The organism is Ensifer sp. Root558, from assembly GCF_001427045.1.
Taxonomy (GTDB): Bacteria; Pseudomonadota; Alphaproteobacteria; order Rhizobiales; family Rhizobiaceae; genus Ensifer; species Ensifer adhaerens.
Map to the genome: position 1 here is coordinate 25,500 of NZ_LMGC01000006.1, position 18,957 is coordinate 44,456.

18 protein-coding genes are annotated in these 18,957 nt (G+C 64.1%); 10 read left to right on the forward strand and 8 right to left on the reverse strand.

Annotated elements, in window-relative coordinates:
- Positions 1-74: 74 nt before the first annotated feature.
- Positions 75-1,067: an autoinducer 2 ABC transporter substrate-binding protein gene (locus ASD63_RS09545; protein ID WP_090299213.1), complete on the reverse strand. Its 993-nt coding sequence runs from the start codon at positions 1,065-1,067 to the stop codon at positions 75-77.
- A gap of 244 nt (positions 1,068-1,311) precedes the next feature.
- Here ASD63_RS09545 and ASD63_RS09550 point away from each other — a divergent pair, with 244 nt between their 5' ends.
- The 3 genes from ASD63_RS09550 (at position 1,312) to ASD63_RS09560 (ending at position 3,631) form a co-directional block, all read left to right on the forward strand.
- Entirely contained in the window at positions 1,312-2,370 is a 1,059-nt protein-coding gene (locus ASD63_RS09550; protein WP_060529118.1) for a LacI family DNA-binding transcriptional regulator, read from the forward strand.
- Positions 2,371-2,458: 88 nt separating this feature from the next.
- Positions 2,459-2,911 (forward strand): Lrp/AsnC family transcriptional regulator, encoded by a 453-nt coding sequence (locus ASD63_RS09555; protein ID WP_060529119.1) that lies wholly within the window; start codon positions 2,459-2,461, stop codon positions 2,909-2,911.
- Between the two features lie 96 nt (positions 2,912-3,007).
- A complete protein-coding gene (locus ASD63_RS09560) occupies positions 3,008-3,631 on the forward strand; it encodes a LysE family transporter (protein WP_060529120.1) in 624 nt (207 codons plus the stop codon).
- Between the two features lie 54 nt (positions 3,632-3,685).
- On the opposite strand, the gene ASD63_RS09565 is transcribed toward ASD63_RS09560, so the two are convergent.
- Complete coding sequence (locus ASD63_RS09565; RefSeq protein ID WP_060529165.1) at positions 3,686-4,099, reverse strand: GFA family protein; 414 nt, start codon at positions 4,097-4,099, stop codon at positions 3,686-3,688.
- Between the two features lie 67 nt (positions 4,100-4,166).
- Between ASD63_RS09565 and ASD63_RS34960 the strand changes: the two genes are divergently transcribed.
- Positions 4,167-4,325: a hypothetical protein gene (locus ASD63_RS34960; protein WP_156624128.1), complete on the forward strand. Its 159-nt coding sequence runs from the start codon at positions 4,167-4,169 to the stop codon at positions 4,323-4,325.
- A gap of 28 nt (positions 4,326-4,353) precedes the next feature.
- Here the strand turns inward: ASD63_RS34960 and ASD63_RS09570 are convergent, their stop codons facing one another.
- The 3 genes from ASD63_RS09570 to ASD63_RS09580 all read right to left on the reverse strand — a co-directional run bounded on the left by ASD63_RS09570 (position 4,354) and on the right by ASD63_RS09580 (position 7,411).
- Positions 4,354-5,346, reverse strand: a complete 993-nt coding sequence (locus tag ASD63_RS09570) for a DUF535 family protein (protein ID WP_060529121.1) — start codon at positions 5,344-5,346, stop codon at positions 4,354-4,356.
- A 200-nt stretch (positions 5,347-5,546) separates the two neighbouring features.
- Entirely contained in the window at positions 5,547-6,719 is a 1,173-nt protein-coding gene (locus ASD63_RS09575) for an ATP-binding protein (RefSeq protein WP_034790027.1), read from the reverse strand.
- Entirely contained in the window at positions 6,716-7,411 is a 696-nt protein-coding gene (locus ASD63_RS09580) for a response regulator (protein ID WP_060529122.1), read from the reverse strand. Before ASD63_RS09580 ends, ASD63_RS09575 begins: the two co-directional genes overlap by 4 nt.
- 369 nt (positions 7,412-7,780) lie before the next feature.
- Between ASD63_RS09580 and ASD63_RS09585 the strand changes: the two genes are divergently transcribed.
- Positions 7,781-8,578: a phosphatase PAP2 family protein gene (locus ASD63_RS09585; protein WP_060529123.1), complete on the forward strand. Its 798-nt coding sequence runs from the start codon at positions 7,781-7,783 to the stop codon at positions 8,576-8,578.
- Positions 8,579-8,602: 24 nt separating this feature from the next.
- Here ASD63_RS09585 and ASD63_RS09590 read toward each other — a convergent pair whose 3' ends face one another.
- Positions 8,603-10,696 carry a PAS domain-containing sensor histidine kinase gene (locus ASD63_RS09590; RefSeq protein WP_060529124.1) on the reverse strand — a complete coding sequence of 698 codons (2,094 nt, stop codon included), beginning with the start codon at positions 10,694-10,696 and terminating at the stop codon, positions 8,603-8,605.
- On the reverse strand, positions 10,693-11,433 hold the full coding sequence (locus tag ASD63_RS09595) for a response regulator transcription factor (protein ID WP_034790032.1): 741 nt from the start codon (positions 11,431-11,433) through the stop codon (positions 10,693-10,695). Before ASD63_RS09595 ends, ASD63_RS09590 begins: the two co-directional genes overlap by 4 nt.
- Positions 11,434-11,651: 218 nt before the next feature.
- Here ASD63_RS09595 and ASD63_RS09600 point away from each other — a divergent pair, with 218 nt between their 5' ends.
- The 5 genes from ASD63_RS09600 to ASD63_RS09620 all read left to right on the forward strand — a co-directional run bounded on the left by ASD63_RS09600 (position 11,652) and on the right by ASD63_RS09620 (position 18,119).
- Positions 11,652-12,674, forward strand: coding sequence for an ABC transporter substrate-binding protein (locus ASD63_RS09600; protein WP_234798799.1), 1,023 nt, complete (start codon positions 11,652-11,654; stop codon positions 12,672-12,674).
- A gap of 128 nt (positions 12,675-12,802) precedes the next feature.
- Positions 12,803-13,828, forward strand: a complete 1,026-nt coding sequence (locus ASD63_RS09605) for an ABC transporter substrate-binding protein (protein WP_034790034.1) — start codon at positions 12,803-12,805, stop codon at positions 13,826-13,828.
- A 140-nt stretch (positions 13,829-13,968) separates the two neighbouring features.
- Positions 13,969-16,203, forward strand: a complete 2,235-nt coding sequence (locus ASD63_RS09610; RefSeq protein ID WP_060529125.1) for an iron ABC transporter permease — start codon at positions 13,969-13,971, stop codon at positions 16,201-16,203.
- An 8-nt stretch (positions 16,204-16,211) separates the two neighbouring features.
- Complete coding sequence (locus tag ASD63_RS09615) at positions 16,212-17,273, forward strand: ABC transporter ATP-binding protein (RefSeq protein WP_060529166.1); 1,062 nt, start codon at positions 16,212-16,214, stop codon at positions 17,271-17,273.
- 33 nt (positions 17,274-17,306) lie between these two features.
- Entirely contained in the window at positions 17,307-18,119 is an 813-nt protein-coding gene (locus ASD63_RS09620; protein WP_060529126.1) for an inositol monophosphatase family protein, read from the forward strand.
- Here the strand turns inward: ASD63_RS09620 and ASD63_RS09625 are convergent, their stop codons facing one another.
- On the reverse strand, positions 18,120-18,905 hold the full coding sequence (locus ASD63_RS09625) for a slipin family protein (RefSeq protein WP_060519915.1): 786 nt from the start codon (positions 18,903-18,905) through the stop codon (positions 18,120-18,122).
- Positions 18,906-18,957: the final 52 nt, after the last annotated feature.

Below are 18,957 nucleotides of genomic sequence, written 5' to 3' on the forward strand. Positions count from 1 at the left end.
TCCGGCTCCGGTACGGTTGAGGGACTTGCCAGGCCGGCCGAAGCCGGCCCAGCAGCCGGGAGAACCCTTGAGGATCAGAGACCCATGGCCGCGAGATCCGCGACCGTGTCCTTGTTGATCGGCACGAGCTGATCGACGATGATGTTGCGGTTTTCGAAGTCCGGCTTGACCTTGCCGAGACCTTCGATCTCGTCACCGTCCTTGACCTCCTCGCCCTTCATCAGCTTGTCGGCAAGCGTGACGAAGACTTCGCCGGCCTGCTTCGGATTCCACATGAAGCCGCCGGAGATCGCGTCGGACTTCACCAGCTTCTGGCCTTGGCCGGGAGAGAAGGGACCGAGCACGAAGATCTCGCCGACCTTGCGGCGCTCTTCGACGGCGCGGCCGGCGCCGATCGGCCCCTGGCTGCCGAAGGCGAGGAAGCCTTTCAGGTTCGGATGGGCAGAGATCAGGTCGAGTGCAGTCGACCGGCTCTTGTCGACGTCTTCGGCAACACCGTAGCGATCGCCGACCAGCGTCATGTCCGGATGGTTCTTCTTGATGTAGGCGATTGCCGCATCGGCCCAGGCATTGTGCAGCGGCACGGTCAGCGAGCCGACGAAGACGGCATATTCGCCCTTGCCGCCCATCTTCTCGGCCAGCAGCTTGCCATGCGCCTCACCGAAACCGGTCGAGGATGCGAGCTCGAAGTCCCAGTCGGCACCCTTCTGGCCCGGGGATTCGTGGGTGATGACGATGATGCCCTTTTCCTTGGCCTTGGTCAGCACCGGCTCAAGCACCTTGGCGTCGTTCGGCACCACGCCGATGACCTTCACGCCTTGGGCGATGAGATCCTCGATGGCGCGCACCTGCAGCGCCGGGTCGGCGCTGGTCGGGCCGACCATGAAGGCGTCGATACCGAGCTTCTGGCCGCGTTCCTTGATGCCGGCTTCCATGGCGTTGAACCACGGAATGCCGCCGATCTTGACGACGACGCCGACCTTACCGGCATCCTGCGCAAAGGCGGTCGCCGAACTCGCAAGCGCCAGCGATGTCGCCAGGGCGGCGACGAGAATTTTCCTGATCATGTTCTCTCCTCCACTCGTTCCCATAGGGGGAACGCGCCCGGTCGCCTCAGCGCCGGCCTCCAGTTTCAAATCATCACTGGCGAAGTGTTCCTCGCCTCCCTGAAACGCCGCCTCCTCAGACGACACCATCAAATGTGCACAATCGATATTTCTTGTTTGCACAATCGATGGTGCAAGAACTATTGTGCAGACTTAATCTTTCGTCAAGGGGAAATCGGCACTAAAACCACCAGGGGAGAAACCGATGGCCAGCAGCAGCAAGAAGAAAGCGACGATCTACGACCTGTCGGTGTTGTCAGGAAGCTCGCCTTCAACCGTAAGTGCGGTCCTGAACGGCACCTGGCAGAAGCGCCGGATCAAGGAGAGCACGGCAGAACTGATCCGCAACCTCGCCGAGACGCACCAATATACGGCCAACCGCCAGGCGCGCGGACTGCGCAGTTCGCGCTCCGGCCTGATCGGGCTGCTCCTGCCGATCCATGACAACCGCTACTTCTCGTCGATGGCGCAGACCTTCGAGGCGCATGTCCGAAGCAAGGGGCAATGCCCGATCGTCGTCAGTGCCAGCCGCGATCCGGAGGAAGAGCGCAAGACCGCCGAAACGCTGATCTCCTATTCGATCGACGAGCTGTTCATCTGCGGCGCGACCGACCCCGACGGCGTGCACGAGGTCTGCGAGGCGGCCGGCCTCAAACACATCAACATCGACCTGCCCGGCACCAAGGTGCCCTCCGTCATCAGCGACAACTACGAGGGCGGGCGAATGCTGACCGAGGCGATCATCCGCCACTTCCAGGCATCAGGTCCGCTTGCGCCGCACGATCTCTACCTTTTCGGCGGCCGCAACGACCATGCCAGCCGCGAGCGCATCCGCGGCTTCCGTGCCGTCAAAAGCGAACTGCTCGGCGCCGATCCGGACGAATGCATCCAGCCGACGGGCTATGCGCCGAACAATGCCCGCCTCGCCTTCGAGGCCTTCTACGAAAAGCACGGCAAGCTGCCGCGTGGTCTCTTCGTCAACTCGTCGATCAACTTCGAGGGGCTGCTGCGTTTCATGGCAGGGCATCCGCACGAAAACTTCGCCGACCTCGTGGTCGGCTGCTACGATTACGATCCCTTCGCGTCCTTCCTGCCCTTCCCCGTCATCATGATCCGCCAGGACGTCGAGGGCATGATCACCAAGGCCTTCGACGTCATCGAGGAAGCCCGGCCGAAGCCGCGCATTCACCTGATCCAGCCCGAACTGGTGCAGCCGCGCACGGCACTGACCGGCCCGCTCGACGCCTTGAAAGACATCGAATAGCCCCGGCGACCAACGTTTCCGCGGAAACTGCAGCTTCATACAAAAAAATCATCTGTACATTCTATTAGAAGCAGCGTATTCATTGGAAATGGATGACGTTGACAGAAAAATCGTCGAAATTCTCGTTGACGATGCGAGGCGATCGCTGACCGATATCGGTGCTGCGGTGGAGTTGTCGCCGTCGGCCGTCAACGAACGCATTCGCCGGCTCGTCGCCAATGGCGTGATCCGAAATTTCACCGTCGAGGTCGATCATCGCGCGCTCGGCCTCGACGTACTCGCCTTCGTCTGGGTCGGCCTTGCGCCGGACGCGGACGAGGAAGCGTTCCGCAGCTTCATGGCCGGTCACCCTGCCGTAGCGGAATGCCACCATGTCACCGGCGCCTGGTCCTATTGCGTCAAGGTCCGGATGCCATCGCTCGGCGACCTCGAGCCGTTCCTTGCCGAAATGAAGCAACGGCGGTTCCTGGCGCGAAGCGAAACGCTGATCGCGCTGTCGACCGTACGGGAAAGCCTGGCAACGACCGCGCCGCGCGCCTGACCGGACGCGAAAACTGCTGCAACACTTTTTGTTTGCCGGGCATGCACCGTCCTCGAAGCGAACGGCGCAACCATGCCCCGGCCGGAGCCCTATGCCATGTCCACATTGTTGTTTGGAAAAAGCCTCCTCGTCGGCCTCGCGGTCGCAGCCCCTCTAGGCCCGATCGGGGCGCTCTGCATCAACCGCACGCTGGAGCGCGGCTTCTGGGCGGGCGTGGCCGGCGGCCTCGGGACAGCCGCCGCCGATGCCACGTATGCAGCACTGGCTGCGATCGGCTTCGCGGCCTTCGCAGCGGTCCTTGCCATCATCGCCACGCCGCTTAGCTTGGCCGGCGGACTGTTCATGATCTGGCTCGGGTGGAGCGGATTACGGCCAAGGTCGGTGACGGCAGCCGCCGATGTCGGCGGACGCGATCTCATTCGCACGACCATCGCCACCTTTTTCCTGACGATGACGAGCCCGGCGACGATCCTCTCCTTTGCCGCGATCTTCGCCGGCCTCGGCCTTGCCGAAGCGGGCGACGCGCTCAGCGCTGCCGTCGTGGTCATGGGCGTCTTCCTGGGATCGCTCGGCTGGTGGTTCTTCCTAAGCGGCGGTGTTGCGATCGCCCGGACGCGACTGCCCGACAGCTTCGTCGTCTGGGTATCGCGCATTTCGGGGCTGGTTCTGATCGCTTTCGGCATCATTGCCATCGGAGCCGCCGTGAAGGGGCTGCTCTAGCCCCTGTCGACGCAGCCTCTACCGGCTGCGTCAATCACCTTCGACCCCTGCTCGTCAGGTCGTGGGCTTCACCGCCTCCACGTGCCACCACTTGGGTCGGGCAGTGCGATAGCTGTGGCTCTTCGGGATCAGATCGATGGCACTAGTCTTGTCGAAGACGCCGAGCAGAAGGGCAACCACCGGCGCATCGTCGATCGCACCGAGACTGCTGCCGCAGGCCGGGCAGAAGGCGCGGCTGGAATAGTCCGAGGAGTGATAGACCGATGGCGCGCCGCCCGGTCCGGTCCAGGTTACGGCTTCGCTCGGGAATTCGACCCACGCCAGGGTCAAGGCGCCCGAATGGCGCTGGCACATCTTGCACGAACACGTATGCGGCTTTCCGGCCGTCCCCTGCGCCTCAAACCGGATTGCTCCGCAGAGGCATCCGCCCGTGTGCGGCTTAAGCCTCTTGGCAACGGCCCGCGTCATACTTACCTCCAGTTGTGGTTTCGAATCGGCGCCAGTATAAAGAACCGCGACAAAATTGGAGGCATCCATGCGTGCAATTCGGGTGATATCTGCCCTTGTGGTTGTCGGCGGCATCGCAGGCGAGGCGATGGCTGAGGATGGTGTGCGCCCGTCTGCAGCCGGGCCAACGCCGAAGGGCCGGATCGTCTCCGGCGCCTTCGAGATGGACTTCACGAAGATCCCGTAATCGCGGCAGCTTACATGCCGGTACCGGCTCAGTAGAACCACGCGCCGATGTCGCGAAACGCGCGTTTGCTCTGATCGCGCCTGTTGCCATCCCGCGCCGCCGGGTCGTCGCCGATCGGCAGACTGAAGCCGAAAGGCTCGGCCGGCACGCCGCCGCGATCGCACCAATAGGCATCGAGGTCGGCCCTCATCATGCGGCGCCGCTTCAAGCGGCGGCGGTTGATGACGTGCTTGTCGTTCGAGACCGCAAAGACGTGGCCCGCGTGGCCTTCCGTCACCAGGCCATTGAGGACGAGCAGCGCCGCATCCTTCGGCCGGAGCCCGCCGAGATCGCGAGTTGCCGTGATCAGGGATCGCTTGGCCTCTTCGCCCTTCGGCCCCTGCATCCCGCCGATGGCGAGACTATAGGTGTCGCCTGCGCAACGCACGAAGATGAAGCCGACAGTGCAGAGCGCATAGCCATCGCTCTGCCGGCGCAGCCGGATCGCGAATGCCCCCTCATGGCGGGCGCCGCCATGGTCGGCCAGTTGCAGCTGGATGCGATAGTTCTCGCTGCGGCCGGAAACCGTGCCCATTTCCAGCGTGCTGCCGCGCCAAAGGGCCATCAGTGAACGGCGCGACAGGACCTCGCTTGCGACATCGAAGTGATTGAGCAGCAGGTCGAGCCTTGCTGTCGACGACGCGCCGTGCAGGAAGAATGTCGGGATCGACTTGCGCACGAGATCATCGTGCGGCAGACCCAGCCGGTAGCGTTCGGCGAATTCGCCTAGAAAGCCGATCCAGCGCGATGTCAGGAACGGATGGCGCGCAAACCGCATGGAAAATACGACGGCGCGCTTCAAGCTCACCCTCAGGCCGAGCTTTAGCACATGGCTGGTGATCGACGTCTCTCGCGAGCCTTCACCGACGACGGGCGCAGAAACCGGCCGGCCCGAAGGCGTCAGCTGTTCGCCGACGAATGCCTTGCCATCGACCGGCAACCGCAGATCCGCGCTGTATTCCTGACTGAATTCCAGGGACATGGTGCTATCCTTGAGAGCAAACGCTGTTGGCCGAAGGACTCGGCCGAGCTCAGGTTTGCCCGGGCACTGTCAAGGATTTGCGGAGAACCGGTGGGCAATTGCACGCCGATTCTAAGCGGGCGCGAGGGCGGCGAAGCCGCCGATGTTCCGATCGGGAAAAGCGGAAAATTGCTTAGCGCAACGGCTGTTGCGCCAATCGCTCAGAGGGCGATTTCCCGCGGCAGGACGAGCGTGATCACGGCGCCGCCGCCGGCACGCGCGGAAAATTCCAGCCGTCCGCCATGCGCCTTGGCGATCGCCTGGACGACGGAAAGCCCAAGGCCCGTGCCGCCCGTCGCACGCGACCGCGAGGCGTCGCCGCGCCAGAACAGGTCGATCGAATGGATCGAAACGTCGTCCGGAAGACCGGGACCACGGTCCAGCATCCGGATAAAAGCCTCGTCGGCACCCCGCCGCCCGGTCTCGCAGCGCAGGACACGGCCGTCTGCGGCGTAGCGTGTAGCGTTTTCGATCAGCGCCAGCAGCGCCTGGCGCAGACGCTGCGAATCGCCGGAGACCCGCACCGGCTCAAGCGCGACCTCCACCGACATGCCAACAGAGCCAAGCAGGGTGTTTGACGCACCAAGCACCTGGGTCGCCTCCACGGCGAGGTCCACCGTCTGACGCTGGGTGACCAGCTTCTGGCCGGCGGCGAGCGAAAGCGTACGCAGATCTTCAACCAGGGCGGAAAGCCCCTCCACCTGCAGCAGCAACTGCCGCACCCTTTCCGGCTCGAGAGGAAAAACACCGTCGGCCATTCCCTGAAGGTTGCCCTGCAGGATCGTCAGCGGCGTACGCAGTTCGTGCGCCACCGCCATCGTATTGAAGCGCAGCCGGTTCTCCATGTTTTCCAGTTCGGCTGCCAACTCATCGAAGGTCTTCACGAGCGTCGCCACCTCCTTGGCACCCTTGCGAAACGATCCGACGCGCACCGCGAAGTCACCCGTCCTGAGGTCCTGCGTCGCCTGCGCCAGCACTTCCAGTGGCCGGCTGATCTTGCGCGCCAGCCAGTAGCCCACGAGCCCGCAGAAAGTGACTGCCGTCGCTCCGAAACCGAGGATGATCTTGTCCACCTCCCAGTTCGCCCAGTCTTCGAGTTCCGGCATCGTCGAAAGTAGCTTTTGCAGCGACTCCTGGCGCGGCAGCTTGCCGGCATTGATGTCCTTGTAAGCCTGAGCCGCCTCCGCAGGCATCCGCTCCAGCAGTCTCGCCTCCAGCCGCGGCTCCATAAATTCGACGCCGGCATAGATGATGAACACGCTGATGATGAGCAGCGCGATCGTCACGAGCGCGGTGAGAATGCCGAGCGGCAGGCGCGAGAGACCGATCTTCATCTGGGCTCCACGAAACGGTAGCCGACGCCGCGCACGGCACTGAAGAAGCCGCAGGCACCGAGATCTTCCAGCTTGCGCCTGAGATTGGCGATATGGGTATCGACCGTGCGGGCGAGCGCATCGCTGTCCGGCAGGCAGGCGTCGAGGATATCGGCGCGATCAAAGGCATGCGTCGGGCGGCGGATCATGTGGGCAAGGATGCGGAATTCGCTGAGCGTCAGCGGCACCGACTGGCGATTGCCGGCCTTTTCGACGAAGGCGACATGGGCATCGAGATCGACCTCGACACTCTCGAAGCGAAGCACGGTGGCGCCGGCGCCGTTGCGGGTACGGCGCAGCACCGCGTTGACGCGCGCCACCACCTCCTGCGGGTTGAACGGCTTGATGACGTAGTCATCCGCGCCGAGCCTCAGCCCGGTCAGCCGGTCGAGATCTTCTGCCAGTGCCGTGACCATGATAACCGGCGTATTCCCCTCGCGGCGAAGGCGGGCGAGAACCTCGAACCCATCGAGCTTCGGCATGCGAACGTCCAGCAGCACCAGGTCCGGCGACAGCACCGCATGGTGGGTCAGCGCCGTCTCGCCGTCGGCGGCACGCACCGTCCGGAAACCTTCGCGCACGAGATAGGCATCTAGGATCTGCGCAATCTCCGGCTCGTCCTCCGCCAGAAGGATGAGACCCTTATCGACCATGAACTAACTCCCTGGGTCTGATGTTGTGATCAGCAGCTTATGTGACGAATAGGCCCGCGTTGCAATTCGTCCGCGCGGCCCAATGGTCGCTTGATCGGCCCTCCGGATAGAGCTCCGTACAAATCTTCGCCGTTTCTTGACAATTGGCGACGGACGCGCCGCACAACCGACAAACCGGGCCTCTCTCCGCGGCGGAAATGCGGGGCAGAGTGCCGGAGACCTCCGTCCCGCATGTCGGTCGCGCTCGACCAGAAGCTGTATCGGCCAACCATTCGGTCTTGCGCATCAAGCGCTCCCAGTTCCTCGACGCAGCCTTGACAGAGCGGCGCAAGTGTCCGGCCCACACACAGACAACTTGCGAGCGACCGCATGCCCAGCCTTTATTCATCCACGGCGACCTCTTCAGACAGCGGCCGATGGTCGCGCGCCAATCCTCGTCTCTGGCCGGGGCAGGCGCGCGCGCGCCTGGAACACCAGCCAATCGCGGCCGCCGGCGCACTGACCATTTGCGCTGCCTTCGTCTTCATGGCCTTTCCCGGCATCGATCTTGCCGTCTCGCGCTGGGCCGCCTTCGCCACCGGCGACTTTCCGCTCTCGCGGGAGCCGGAGCTGCGGGCCCTTCGCGACTTCAACCGTATCTTGCCGGTTTTCATTCTGCCTTGCGTTCTGGCGCTTCTGGTTGCGCAGGCCATCGCACCCCGCCCATGGCTGCCCCGCCCGCACAAGGCACTGTTCTTCCTGACCTTCTTTGCGCTCGGACCTGGGCTCCTTATTCAGGCGCTGAAGCGGCTGATCGGACGGGCGCGCCCCCATGAGATCACCGATTTCGGCGGCAGCCTGCCGTTTACGCCGGCCTGGCAAGTGTCCGGCGCCTGCTCGCGCAGTTGCTCTTTTGCGTCGGGCGAATCCGCCACCGCGATCGCGCTCGTGGCGCTCGCACTGCTGTTACCGGTTCAATGGCGACGGGCGACAATCATCGCCCTCGTCCCCCTTGTCCTCGCCTTCTCGCTGAACCGGATCGTGTTCGGCGCGCATTATCTGTCCGATGTCGTTCTGGCGTGGTGCCTGATGCTGTGGCTGATGGCGTGGCTGTGGGCCGTATTTGCCGACAACGGCGAACGGATCGATGCCGCCGTTATGCGCCTTTCGCGCCGAAGCGCGCCATAGAGCGCCCGAGAAACCGGTATCGCTTCAGCGCGGAAAGACAAGTTCCACCGTCGTTCCGCGCCCAGGCTGCGAGAGAATGCGGGCATCGCCGCCGCTTTGCCGAACGAAGCCGTAGACGACGGCGAGGCCAAGTCCGGCACCGCCCTCCTGGTCACGGGTGGTGAAGTAGGGCTCGAACGCCTTGTCCACCGCCCCCGGCGACATGCCGATCCCCGCATCGGTCACCGAGACGACGACATCACTCTCGACGCAGCCGGCGCGGACGAGGATCGTGCCGCCGAGCGGCATCGCCGCGGCGGCATTGAGGCAAAGGTTGAGGATCGCCTGCTCGAAGAGCGCTGCATCGAGATTCACGTTGGGCAAGCCGTCCGCAATCTCGAAGGCGAGCCGGCATTTTTCGCCGACGGCGATTTCAAGCACGTCGGCCATGCCGCGCAGCACCGCGCCGATTTCGAGCGCGCCCGGCTGGAGTGGATGCTGGCTGCCGACAGACAGCATGCTCGAGGCCAGCGAACGCCCTCGGTCGGCCGCCTTGCGAATGCGGGCGATATGGCGTTTCTGCCGGTCGCTGAAGCCTGTCTCGCGCTCCAGCAGCCCCAGGCTGCCGGTGATGATACCGATCATGTTGCCGACCTCATGGCTCACCTGGTGGGTCATCCTCATGATCCCGTCCAGCCGCTGCGCCTTCGCCGCCTCGGCCTCCTGCCGGTCGATCTCCGTCACGTCCCGCGCCAGCAGCACGATGCCCCGGTCCGGCTGCCGCGACAGGGAGACTTCGGTCACCCGGCCCATGTCGGAGCGATGGCGCAGCACCAACCGGTCGTCGAGCGATCCCGCGTCGCGATCGGCGGGCAAGAGGGTTGGATCGATCTCCGGCATTGGGCTCACGAACCGGCGCAGCGGCAGCTTCCGCGCCGAGCCTGGCCAGCCGACGAGCTCCATGACGCGACGATTCATCGTGATCGGTTTGCCGCCGGGATCGAAAAGCGCGATCCCTTCGTTCATGTTGCGGAAGGTCGAGCGAATGGTGCGCGCCGCCGCCTCGGCCGTCCGACGAAGCCGCGACACGCGCTCGACGCTTTCGCGGAAGGCGCTGAAGGCTTCAAGCAGCCGCAGGAACTCGGTCTCAGTCCCCTTGTAGCTCGGTGTATCGACGTCACGCCGCCCCTGGGCAAGCGCGTTCATGCCCTTGGAGAGCGACACGATCCCGCGCGACACCCGCATGACGGAGCGGATCGAGAAGATCGCCATGACGAGCACCAGCAGGGCGGAGACCGCGACGATGACGAGCAGTCGGCTCAGCGCATCAGAGGTCGAGGCGAGATCCTCGTTGAGCCCCCGGGCAACGGCCTCGCTTTGTGTTTCCGTGGCGTGCGAAAGATCGCGCGAGACCGTGTGCAGCCGCGCCACCGCGGCGCGGATGGCGAACATTTCCAGAAGATAGTGGGTCTGCGCCTCGAACACCCGTTCATAGGGCGTCAGCTCGGCTGCCGAAATCCGGCTATCCGGCCCGGCGGGCGCCAGCCGGGGCGTCGTTACGGCAACGTAGCGGCGGCGCAGTTCGCCAAGCTGGAACAGGCTGTCGGAATTGGATGCCGATTGCACGATCGCGTTGAGGCTCTGGCGAACCTCTGCGTCGGCTATGCCGTTGCCGGTGGCGATCTCTCCGAGCGCTGCTGCCGCATCGGCCTTGTACTGCTGGGCCGAATCCGCGTCGGCGGCGAGTGTCACCGTCTGTGTGCGGATCGCATCCAGCAACTCGACGATGTGGGCGCTGGCAAAGCCGTCGACCACTGTCTTGCCGGTCTCCGGCGCCATGGTCTGAAGCAGGACGTCGACCTGCGCGACGACCGAGCGGCTTTCGCTCGACACCCGATAGGGCGAGGTTGCGTTCATCAGGAACGGCGCGCTGGACACGAGATCGGAAACCTGGCGCGAAACCAGCGAGGCCTTGGCAAGGCTCGAAAAGGCCTGCAGCCCGTAGGCCGCCATCTCGTCACGCGCCCGTTGCAGGCCGAACACGGCGACCGTTGCCAGGCTGAAAACGAGCACGCAGATGAAGACGATCGCAAACGGCAGGCGGAAGGCGATCGACGAAAGGAACGGGCGGCTGATCACGGCCGGGCCTCGTCGTCGTCGGTATCCAGCACATAACCCTTGCCGCGCCGCGTCTTGATGTGGCGCGGAAGGTCCGGATTGCGCTCGATCTTGCGCCGGAGCCGAAGCACGAGCACATCGACGTTGCGGTCGATATAGCGATCGCTTTCGGCGCCCAGCCGATCGAGGATATGGGCGCGGGTGACCGGCGTGTTCGGCGTTTCCGCGAGAATTTCCAGCAGAGCGAACTCGGCGCTGGTGAGCGAGCGGGTCGCATCGGAAAGGCATACCGCGCGCCGGCTCTTGAGGTCGATCGACCAGTCGCCGAGTTTCAGCGCCGCGGGCTCGTGCTCGCGCTCGGTCTCCCGCTCCGGCTTCAGCGATGGGTAAGTCCGTCGAAGCACGGCCTTGATCCGGGCCGTCAGTTCGATCGGCTCGAACGGCTTGACGACATAATCGTCGGCGGCCGTCTCCAGTCCCAGCACCCGATCCGCGGCGCTGCCTGCCGCCGTTACCATGACGATGCCGATATTGGTGCGCGCCCGCAGCCGCTGGGCAAAGGTCCGGCCCGAGGCTCCAGGCAGGTTGTGGTCGACGAGCACCAGGTGCACCGTTTCCCGCTCGAGGACGACAGCGGCGGCCTCCGCCGATGGCGCCGTCAGCGGCATCCAGCCTTCGGCCTCCACCAGATCGGAAACAAGCTCCGCCATGTCCGGATCGTCTTCGACGATCAGAATCCGTATTCTCTCACTCAGCATGCACGTCCTCCCGCCGCCATCATAGGCGGGGCTGCCCCAATGATCAAAGCGGCTCGCGTTATCCGCATTGTCACATTTGTAATCTTTGTAATCTTGAAACGGCAAAGCCGCATCCGTGTTGTAAGAACGGTAACCATTCTGCGGGTTGCGACCCGCAGGGAATACCGACATCCTGATTGCGGAGATTGGGGCGGCAACGCTCCAAATGGGAGGACATCGTGAAAGGCATTACCGCTATCGGCGCGGGCGTGGCCCTATGGCTGTGCGCCGCCACGTCAGGCATGACGGCACCGGCGCTCACCGTGCTTTGCGGTGTCGACGAAGCGTGGTGCGCGACGATGAAGGCCGCTTTCGAGGCGAAGTCGGGCATCGAGGTCGCTATGACCCGAAAGAGCAACGGCGACATCCTCACCCAGATCCGGGCCGAAAAGGACACCCCTACCGTCGATGTGTGGTGGGGCGGGACAGGCGACACCCATCTGCAGGCGGGATCGGAGAACTTGCTCGAACCCTATCGGCCGGCGCATGAGCGCGACATGCTGCCCTGGGCGCAGAATTTCTTCGCCATCTCCGGCGGACGTTCGGCGGGCATTTATGCCGGAGCGCTTGGCTTTGCCTACAATGCCGACCTGCTGCATACGCTGAAATTGCCGGCCCCGACCTGCTGGAAGGATCTCGCCGACAACGCCTATCGCGGCCGTATCCGCAGCGGCAATCCGAACTCGTCGGGCACCGCCTTCACCACGCTTGCAACGCTGGTGCAGCTCTTCGGCGAGGATGAGGCCTTCCGGTTCATGGGCGCACTCAACCGCAACATAGACCAGTACACCACGGCCGGCTCGGCACCGGTCAAGGCGGCAGCACGCGGGGAAACCCTGATCGGCATCTCCTTCATGCATGACGCGGTCACGCAGAAGCAGGCGGGCTTCCCACTCGTCATCGTCGCGCCGTGCGAAGGGACCGGCTACGAAATCGGCGCCGTCAGCATCGTCAAGGGCGCGCGCCATCTCGAAAACGCGAAAAGCTTCGTCGATTTCGCGCTCACCCCGGAAGGCCAGGGTACGGGTGCAGCTGCCGGCCAGAACCAGGTCCCATCCAACGCCCGCGCGGAGTTGCCGCCTGGCGCACCGGACATATCGCTGATCAAGATGGTCGATTTCGACTTCGCCACCTTCGGCTCGCCGGAGGAACGAAGTCGATTGCTCAAACGGTTCGACGCGGAGATCGCCGCGACGAACTGAGCGCTTCGCAGAAGCGTAGCAAAATCCACAGCACCGAAATCGTGAACGTGCCGCCCGGCGGGCAGGCCGATGGCCGCGCCATGCCCGTTCGCGCCCAAGTTTCAAACAGGCAACAGGAGGATGCCCCAATGAAAACAACGACGCTTTCCCTCATGCTCTTTGCAGGCACGGCGCTTGCCGCCCTGCCCGCCCAGGCTGCCGGCAGCCTCAACCTCATCTGCTCCGCAGACGTGGTCATCTGCGAACAGATGACCGGCGACTTCCAGAAGGAAACCGGCATCAAGGTCAACATGGTTCGCCTGTCTTCGGGCGAAACCTACGCCAAGATCCGCGCCGAGGCGCGCAATCCGAAGACCGACATCTGGTGGGCAGGCACCGGCGACCCGCACCTGCAGGCAGCCTCTGACGGCCTGACGCTCGAATACAAGTCGCCGATGCTGGACCAGCTCCAGGACTGGGCGAAGAAGCAGGCTGAAGGCTCCGGCTATCGCACCGTCGGCGTTTATGCCGGCGCGCTCGGCTGGGGCTACAACACCGAGATCTTCCAGAAGAAGGGCCTGAAGGAGCCGAAGTGCTGGGCCGACCTGCTCGACGCCTCGCTGAAGGGCGAGATCCAGATGGCCAACCCGAACTCTTCCGGTACGGCCTATACCGCGCTTGCCTCACTGGTGCAGATCATGGGCGAGGACCAGGCATTCGACTATTTGAAGAAGCTCAACGGCAACATCGCGCAGTACACCAAGTCCGGCTCGGCACCGGTGAAGGCAGCCGCACGGGGCGAAGCCGGCCTCGGCATCGTTTTCATGCACGATGCGGTGGCACAGACTGCCGAAGGCTTCCCGATCAAGTCGATCGCGCCTTGCGAGGGCACCGGCTACGAGATCGGCTCGATGTCGATCATCCGCGGCGCCAAGAACCTGGACAATGCCAAGGCCTGGTACGACTGGGCGTTGAAGCCCGAGGTCCAGTCGCGCATGAAAGACGCCAAGTCCTTCCAGCTGCCGTCCAACAAATCGGCCGAAGTGCCGAAGGAAGCACCGAAGTTCGAGGACATCAAGCTGATCGACTACGATTTCGCCACCTTCGGCGATGCCGAGAAGCGCAAAGCCCTGCTCGAGCGCTGGGACCGCGAGGTCGGCGCGAGCGCCAACTGATCGCGGCCTGAACGGTTCGGCCGGGTGATTGATCCGGCCGGCACCGCCCAACGGTCCCAACCGTCGTTCATCGCTTCCGGCAGGCGTCGCGGTGATGCGATGTCACATCATCTTTCATTCCAAATTGCGCGAGGACCGTCATGGAACATCGCAACCGCAGGCTCGACCTCACGCTCGGGCTCGGACTGGCCGCCTTCTTGGCTGTCCCCTGGTATCGCATCGAAGGCGGCTTCTTCGGGCTCGGCTGGCTTGCCGATTTCCCCGGGGATCCAGCCATTGCCCCCGGCCTGATGCAGATTTTCGCCCATGGTAAGCCGTGGCTGATCGTGGCGCTGGCGCTGCTCGGCATCTGCGTGGCAGCGCGGTTCGTCCGCGATCCCGCGCGTCGAGGGCTTCTGCTTGCCGTCGCCGGCGCAGCGGGCGTTCTCTATCTCGCTCTCCAGGGGCTGGCGATCGGCTTTTCCGGCTGGACCTGGACGATCAGCGAGACCCTGTTCGGCACGCTTTCCGACGGTCAGCCGTCAATGGGCGCCGGCGCCGTGCTTATGGCACTCACCTTCGTTCTTCTGTTCGCCTTCGGGCTGGCCGAGCGCGGCGTGCTCAAGGGCGACGCCTTCATCGTCGCGGCGATTTCCCTGCTCGTGACCCTCGTCATCGTCTTCGTCTTCTATCCGGTCGGCAGCATGTTCGCGGCGTCGGTTCAGGATTTCGACGGCTCGTTCAAACCGGATGGTTTCATCCGCAATATCCAGGACGCCTCGATCTGGAGCCTGAGCTGTGCCGTCGGCGAAGGCCGCTGCGGCGTCGCCTGGCGCACCCTATGGCTGGCGCTGATGACGGCGTCCGGCTCGACGCTGCTTGGCCTTGCCTTCGCGCTTGTCGCCACCCGCACCCGCTTCCCCTTCAAGAAGGGCATGCGGCTCTTGACGGTGTTGCCGATCATCACGCCGCCCTTCGTCATCGGCCTGGCGTTGACGCTGCTCTTCGGCCGCGCCGGGGTCGTTACCGAATTTCTCTCGGATGCCTTCGGCGTCGAACCGGGGCGCTGGCTCTATGGCCTCACCGGCATCTGGATCGCGCAGGTCCTCTCCTTCACCCCGATTTCGTTCCTCGTGCTGATCGGCGTCGTCGAAGGGGTCAGCCCTTCGATGGAAGAGGCGTCGCAGACGTTGCGCGCCGATCGCTGGCGCACCTTCTGGACCGTCTCTCTGCCGCTGATGAAGCCGGGCCTGGCGAACGCCTTCCTCATTGGCTTCATCGAAAGCATGGCCGACTTCGGCAATCCGCTGGTGCTCGGCGGCAGCCATGGCGTCCTCTCGACCGAAATCTTCTTCGCCGTCGTCGGCGCGCAGAACGATCCGTCCCGTGCGGCCGTACTCGCCATCATCCTTCTCTGCTTCACGCTCACGGCCTTCGTGGCGCAACGCTACTGGCTCGCCGGCAAGAACTATTCGACCGTGACCGGCAAGGGCGATTCCGGTGCCCACAGTGCACTGCCACGCTCGATCTCGATCGGCGTTCACGCCATCGTCATTCCCTGGATGATCTTCACCGTCGTCGTTTACAGCATGATCCTCTTCGGCGGCTTCGTGAAGACCTGGGGTCTCGACAACTCGCTGACGCTCGACCACTACGCCAAGGCCTTCTCAATCTCGTTCGCCGACGGCGCAATCGCCTGGACGGGTGTTGCCTGGAACTCCTTCTGGACGACCATGGAGATCTCGCTGATCGCAGCACCACTGACGGCTATGGTCGGGTTGCTGACGGCCTATCTGATCGTGCGCCAGCGTTTCGCCGGCCGTGATGTCTTCGAGTTCGCGCTGATGCTGAGCTTTGCCATTCCCGGCACCGTCATCGGCATCAGCTACATCATCGCCTTCAACCTGCCGCCGCTCGAAATGACCGGCACGGCGCTGATCCTCGTCGCCTGCTTCGTCTTCCGCAACATGCCGGTCGGCGTGCGCGGCGGCATTGCGGCGATGAGCCAGCTCGACAAGAGCCTCGACGAAGCGTCGCTGACGCTTCGGGCAACGAGCTTCCGCACGTTGCGCAAGGTCATCCTGCCCTTGCTGCGTCCGGCGATCGTCGCGGCACTCGTCTACTCCTTCGTCCGGGCGATCACCTCGATCAGCGCCGTCGTCTTCCTCGTCAGCGCCGAGTACAACATGGCCACCGCCTACATCGTCGGCCTTGTCGAAAACGGCGAGTTCGGCGTGGCGATCGCCTACTCCTCGGCCCTCATCCTGGTGATGATCACCGTCATCACCGGCCTGCAACTCCTCGTCGGCGAACGCAAGCTGAGGCGCGAGAACCGCGTCCTCGGCGCCGCTCCGGTCCGTTCGTCCAACACCATCTCCCAGGAGAAAACCGCATGAGCACCTCCATGAGCACCCCGCGCACCGGCTCGGTCGTCTTCCAGAACGTGCGCAAGCAGTTCGGCAGCTTCACCGCCATCCACGACCTGTCGCTCACCATCGAGCCGGGCACGCTGGTGACCCTGCTTGGCCCCTCCGGCTGCGGCAAGACGACGACGCTGCGTATGCTGGCCGGCCTCGAACACCCTTCCGCCGGCCGGATCCTGATCGGCGGCAAGGACGTGACCATGCTGCCGGCCAACGAGCGCGACGTGTCGATGGTCTTCCAGTCCTATGCACTCTTCCCGCACATGTCGGCGCTCGACAATGTCGCCTACGGCCTCGAATCCTCGGGAATCAAGAAGAAGGAAGCGCGTGAGCGCGCCGAAGAAGGCCTGCAGCTCGTCGGCCTCGGCGGCCTCGGCCAGCGGCTTCCGGCCGAACTTTCGGGCGGCCAGCAGCAACGCGTCGCCGTTGCCCGCGCGCTCGTGCTCGAACCGCAGGTGTTGCTGCTCGACGAACCGCTGTCCAACCTCGACGCGCGACTGCGCCGCAAGGTGCGCACAGAAATCCGCGAGTTGCAGCAGCGCCTCGGGTTCACCGCCGTCTACGTCACCCACGACCAGGACGAGGCGCTTGCCGTTTCCGACCGCATTATCGTCATGAAAGATGGCGCGATCGCGCAGCAAGGTGCGCCGCGCGACCTCTATGAAGCGCCGGCCTCTACCTTCATCGCCGACTTCATGGGCGAGGCCAATGTGCTGCCCTGCGAGGTGACCGCGACCGACGCCGGCCTGGCGACGATCCGCATCGGCGGATTTGAGCACCGCCTGCCCTCCAAGGGCGCCCGGACGGGTCCGTCGAAACTCGCCGTAAGGCCCAACGCGGTGACGCTGACGCCGGCCAAGGGTGCGGCCCTTTCAGGCACGATCAGCAGCGCCGCCTATCTCGGCGGCCACGTCGAATACGAGGTCGAAACGCCGGCGGGTCTCCTCTTTGTTGTCGATCAGGCGGTGGAGGAAATGCTATCTCCGGCAACGGAGGTCGCGATCGGTTTCCGCAGCCGCGGCCTCGCTTTGATTGACGCATGACTTTTCACAACTGGATACGAGAAGGACACTTGCATGACTGCTGAAATTGCCGGCCTCGATGCCCGGTTCGCGCTTGCCAAATCCATGGCCGAGGAGGCCGGCCGGCTCGCCTACGATTACTTCCTGAAGCGGGAAACGCTCGTCATCGAAACCAAGCGTGACGCCCACGACGTCGTGTCGATCGCCGACCGCAACGTCGAGACGTTGATCCGCGACAAGATCGCGGCCGCGTATCCGGACGATGGCGTGCTCGGAGAGGAGCATGGACTTCTCGACGGCACATCCGGCTTCACCTGGGTGCTCGATCCGATCGACGGCACCACGCCCTTCGTCAACGGCATGCCAAACTGGTGCGTCTCGATTGCGGTGGTCTATGCGGAGAAACCCGTTATCGGCGTGATCCACTCGCCCTGCCACCAGGAAATCTATGCCGCTGCAACCGGCCGGGGCGCGACGCTGAACGGCAAGCCGCTTCGTCTCGACGGCACGCGCACGATCCGCAACGCCGTCACCGGGCTTGGCGCCAACGATCAGGTGAAACCTGGCGAGATGGGTGCCATCGTCGAGCGCCTGCTCTCGAATGGCGGCAACTTCATGCGCAACGGTTCCGGCGCACTGATGATCGCCTATGTGGCGGCAGGTCGCCTCGTCGGTTATTACGAACCCTACATGCATGCCTGGGACTGCCTTGGCGGCTATTGCCTGGTGACCGAAGCCGGCGGCTGGACGCTGCCTTTCCCCGCGCGGGGCGAGGCGCTGACGCATTGGGCGCCGGTGTTGGCCGCAGCCCCCAGCGCCGTCGATGACCTGCTGAAGGTCGCCCAGCTTGACCGGGCAGCAGCTTGATCACTCTTGCGCCGAGCCGGTGGGTTTGTCGGGCTTGAATCCCAGCAGACCACCGAGTTCCATCGGGAACGGGAAGATCACGGTCGAGTTCTTCTCGCCGGCAATGACGTTCAAGGTGCTCAGATAGCGCAACTGCATGGCCTGAGGCTGCCGGGCGAGGATCTCGGCGGCCTCGAGCAACTTGGCCGCGGCCTGCTGCTCACCCTCGGCATTGATCACCTTGGCGCGCCGCTCGCGTTCGGCCTCCGCCTGACGGGCAATCGCCCGAACCATGCTCTCGTTGATGTCGACATGCTTGATCTCGACGGTCGCCACCTTGATGCCCCAGGCATCCGTCTGGCTGTCGAGGATCTTCTGGATATCGTCGTTCAGCCGATCACGCTCGGCCAGCATCTCGTCGAGATCATGTTTGCCAAGCACGGACCGCAGGGTCGTCTGCGCCAGCTGGCTCGTCGCCATCATGAAGTCCTCGACCTGGATCGTCGATTTCTCGGCGTCGATCACCCGGAAATAGATCACGGCGCTGACCCGAACGGAAACGTTGTCATGAGAGATGACGTCCTGGCTCGGCACGTCCAGCACCCGGGTTCTGAGATCGACCCGCACCATCTGCTGCACATAGGGCACAAGCAGGATCAGCCCCGGCCCCTTGACGCCGGTGAACCGGCCGAGGGTGAAGATCACGCCCCGTTCATATTCACGCAGGATCCGGATCGAATAGGCGATGACGAGAATGACGAGCACCAGCAACGCAGCAAAAGGAGCAAGGCTCCCGAACATGTCCATGACCATTCCTCCATTCCGGGCGCCTTCACCGCGCCCTCACCCGATCCGCGGG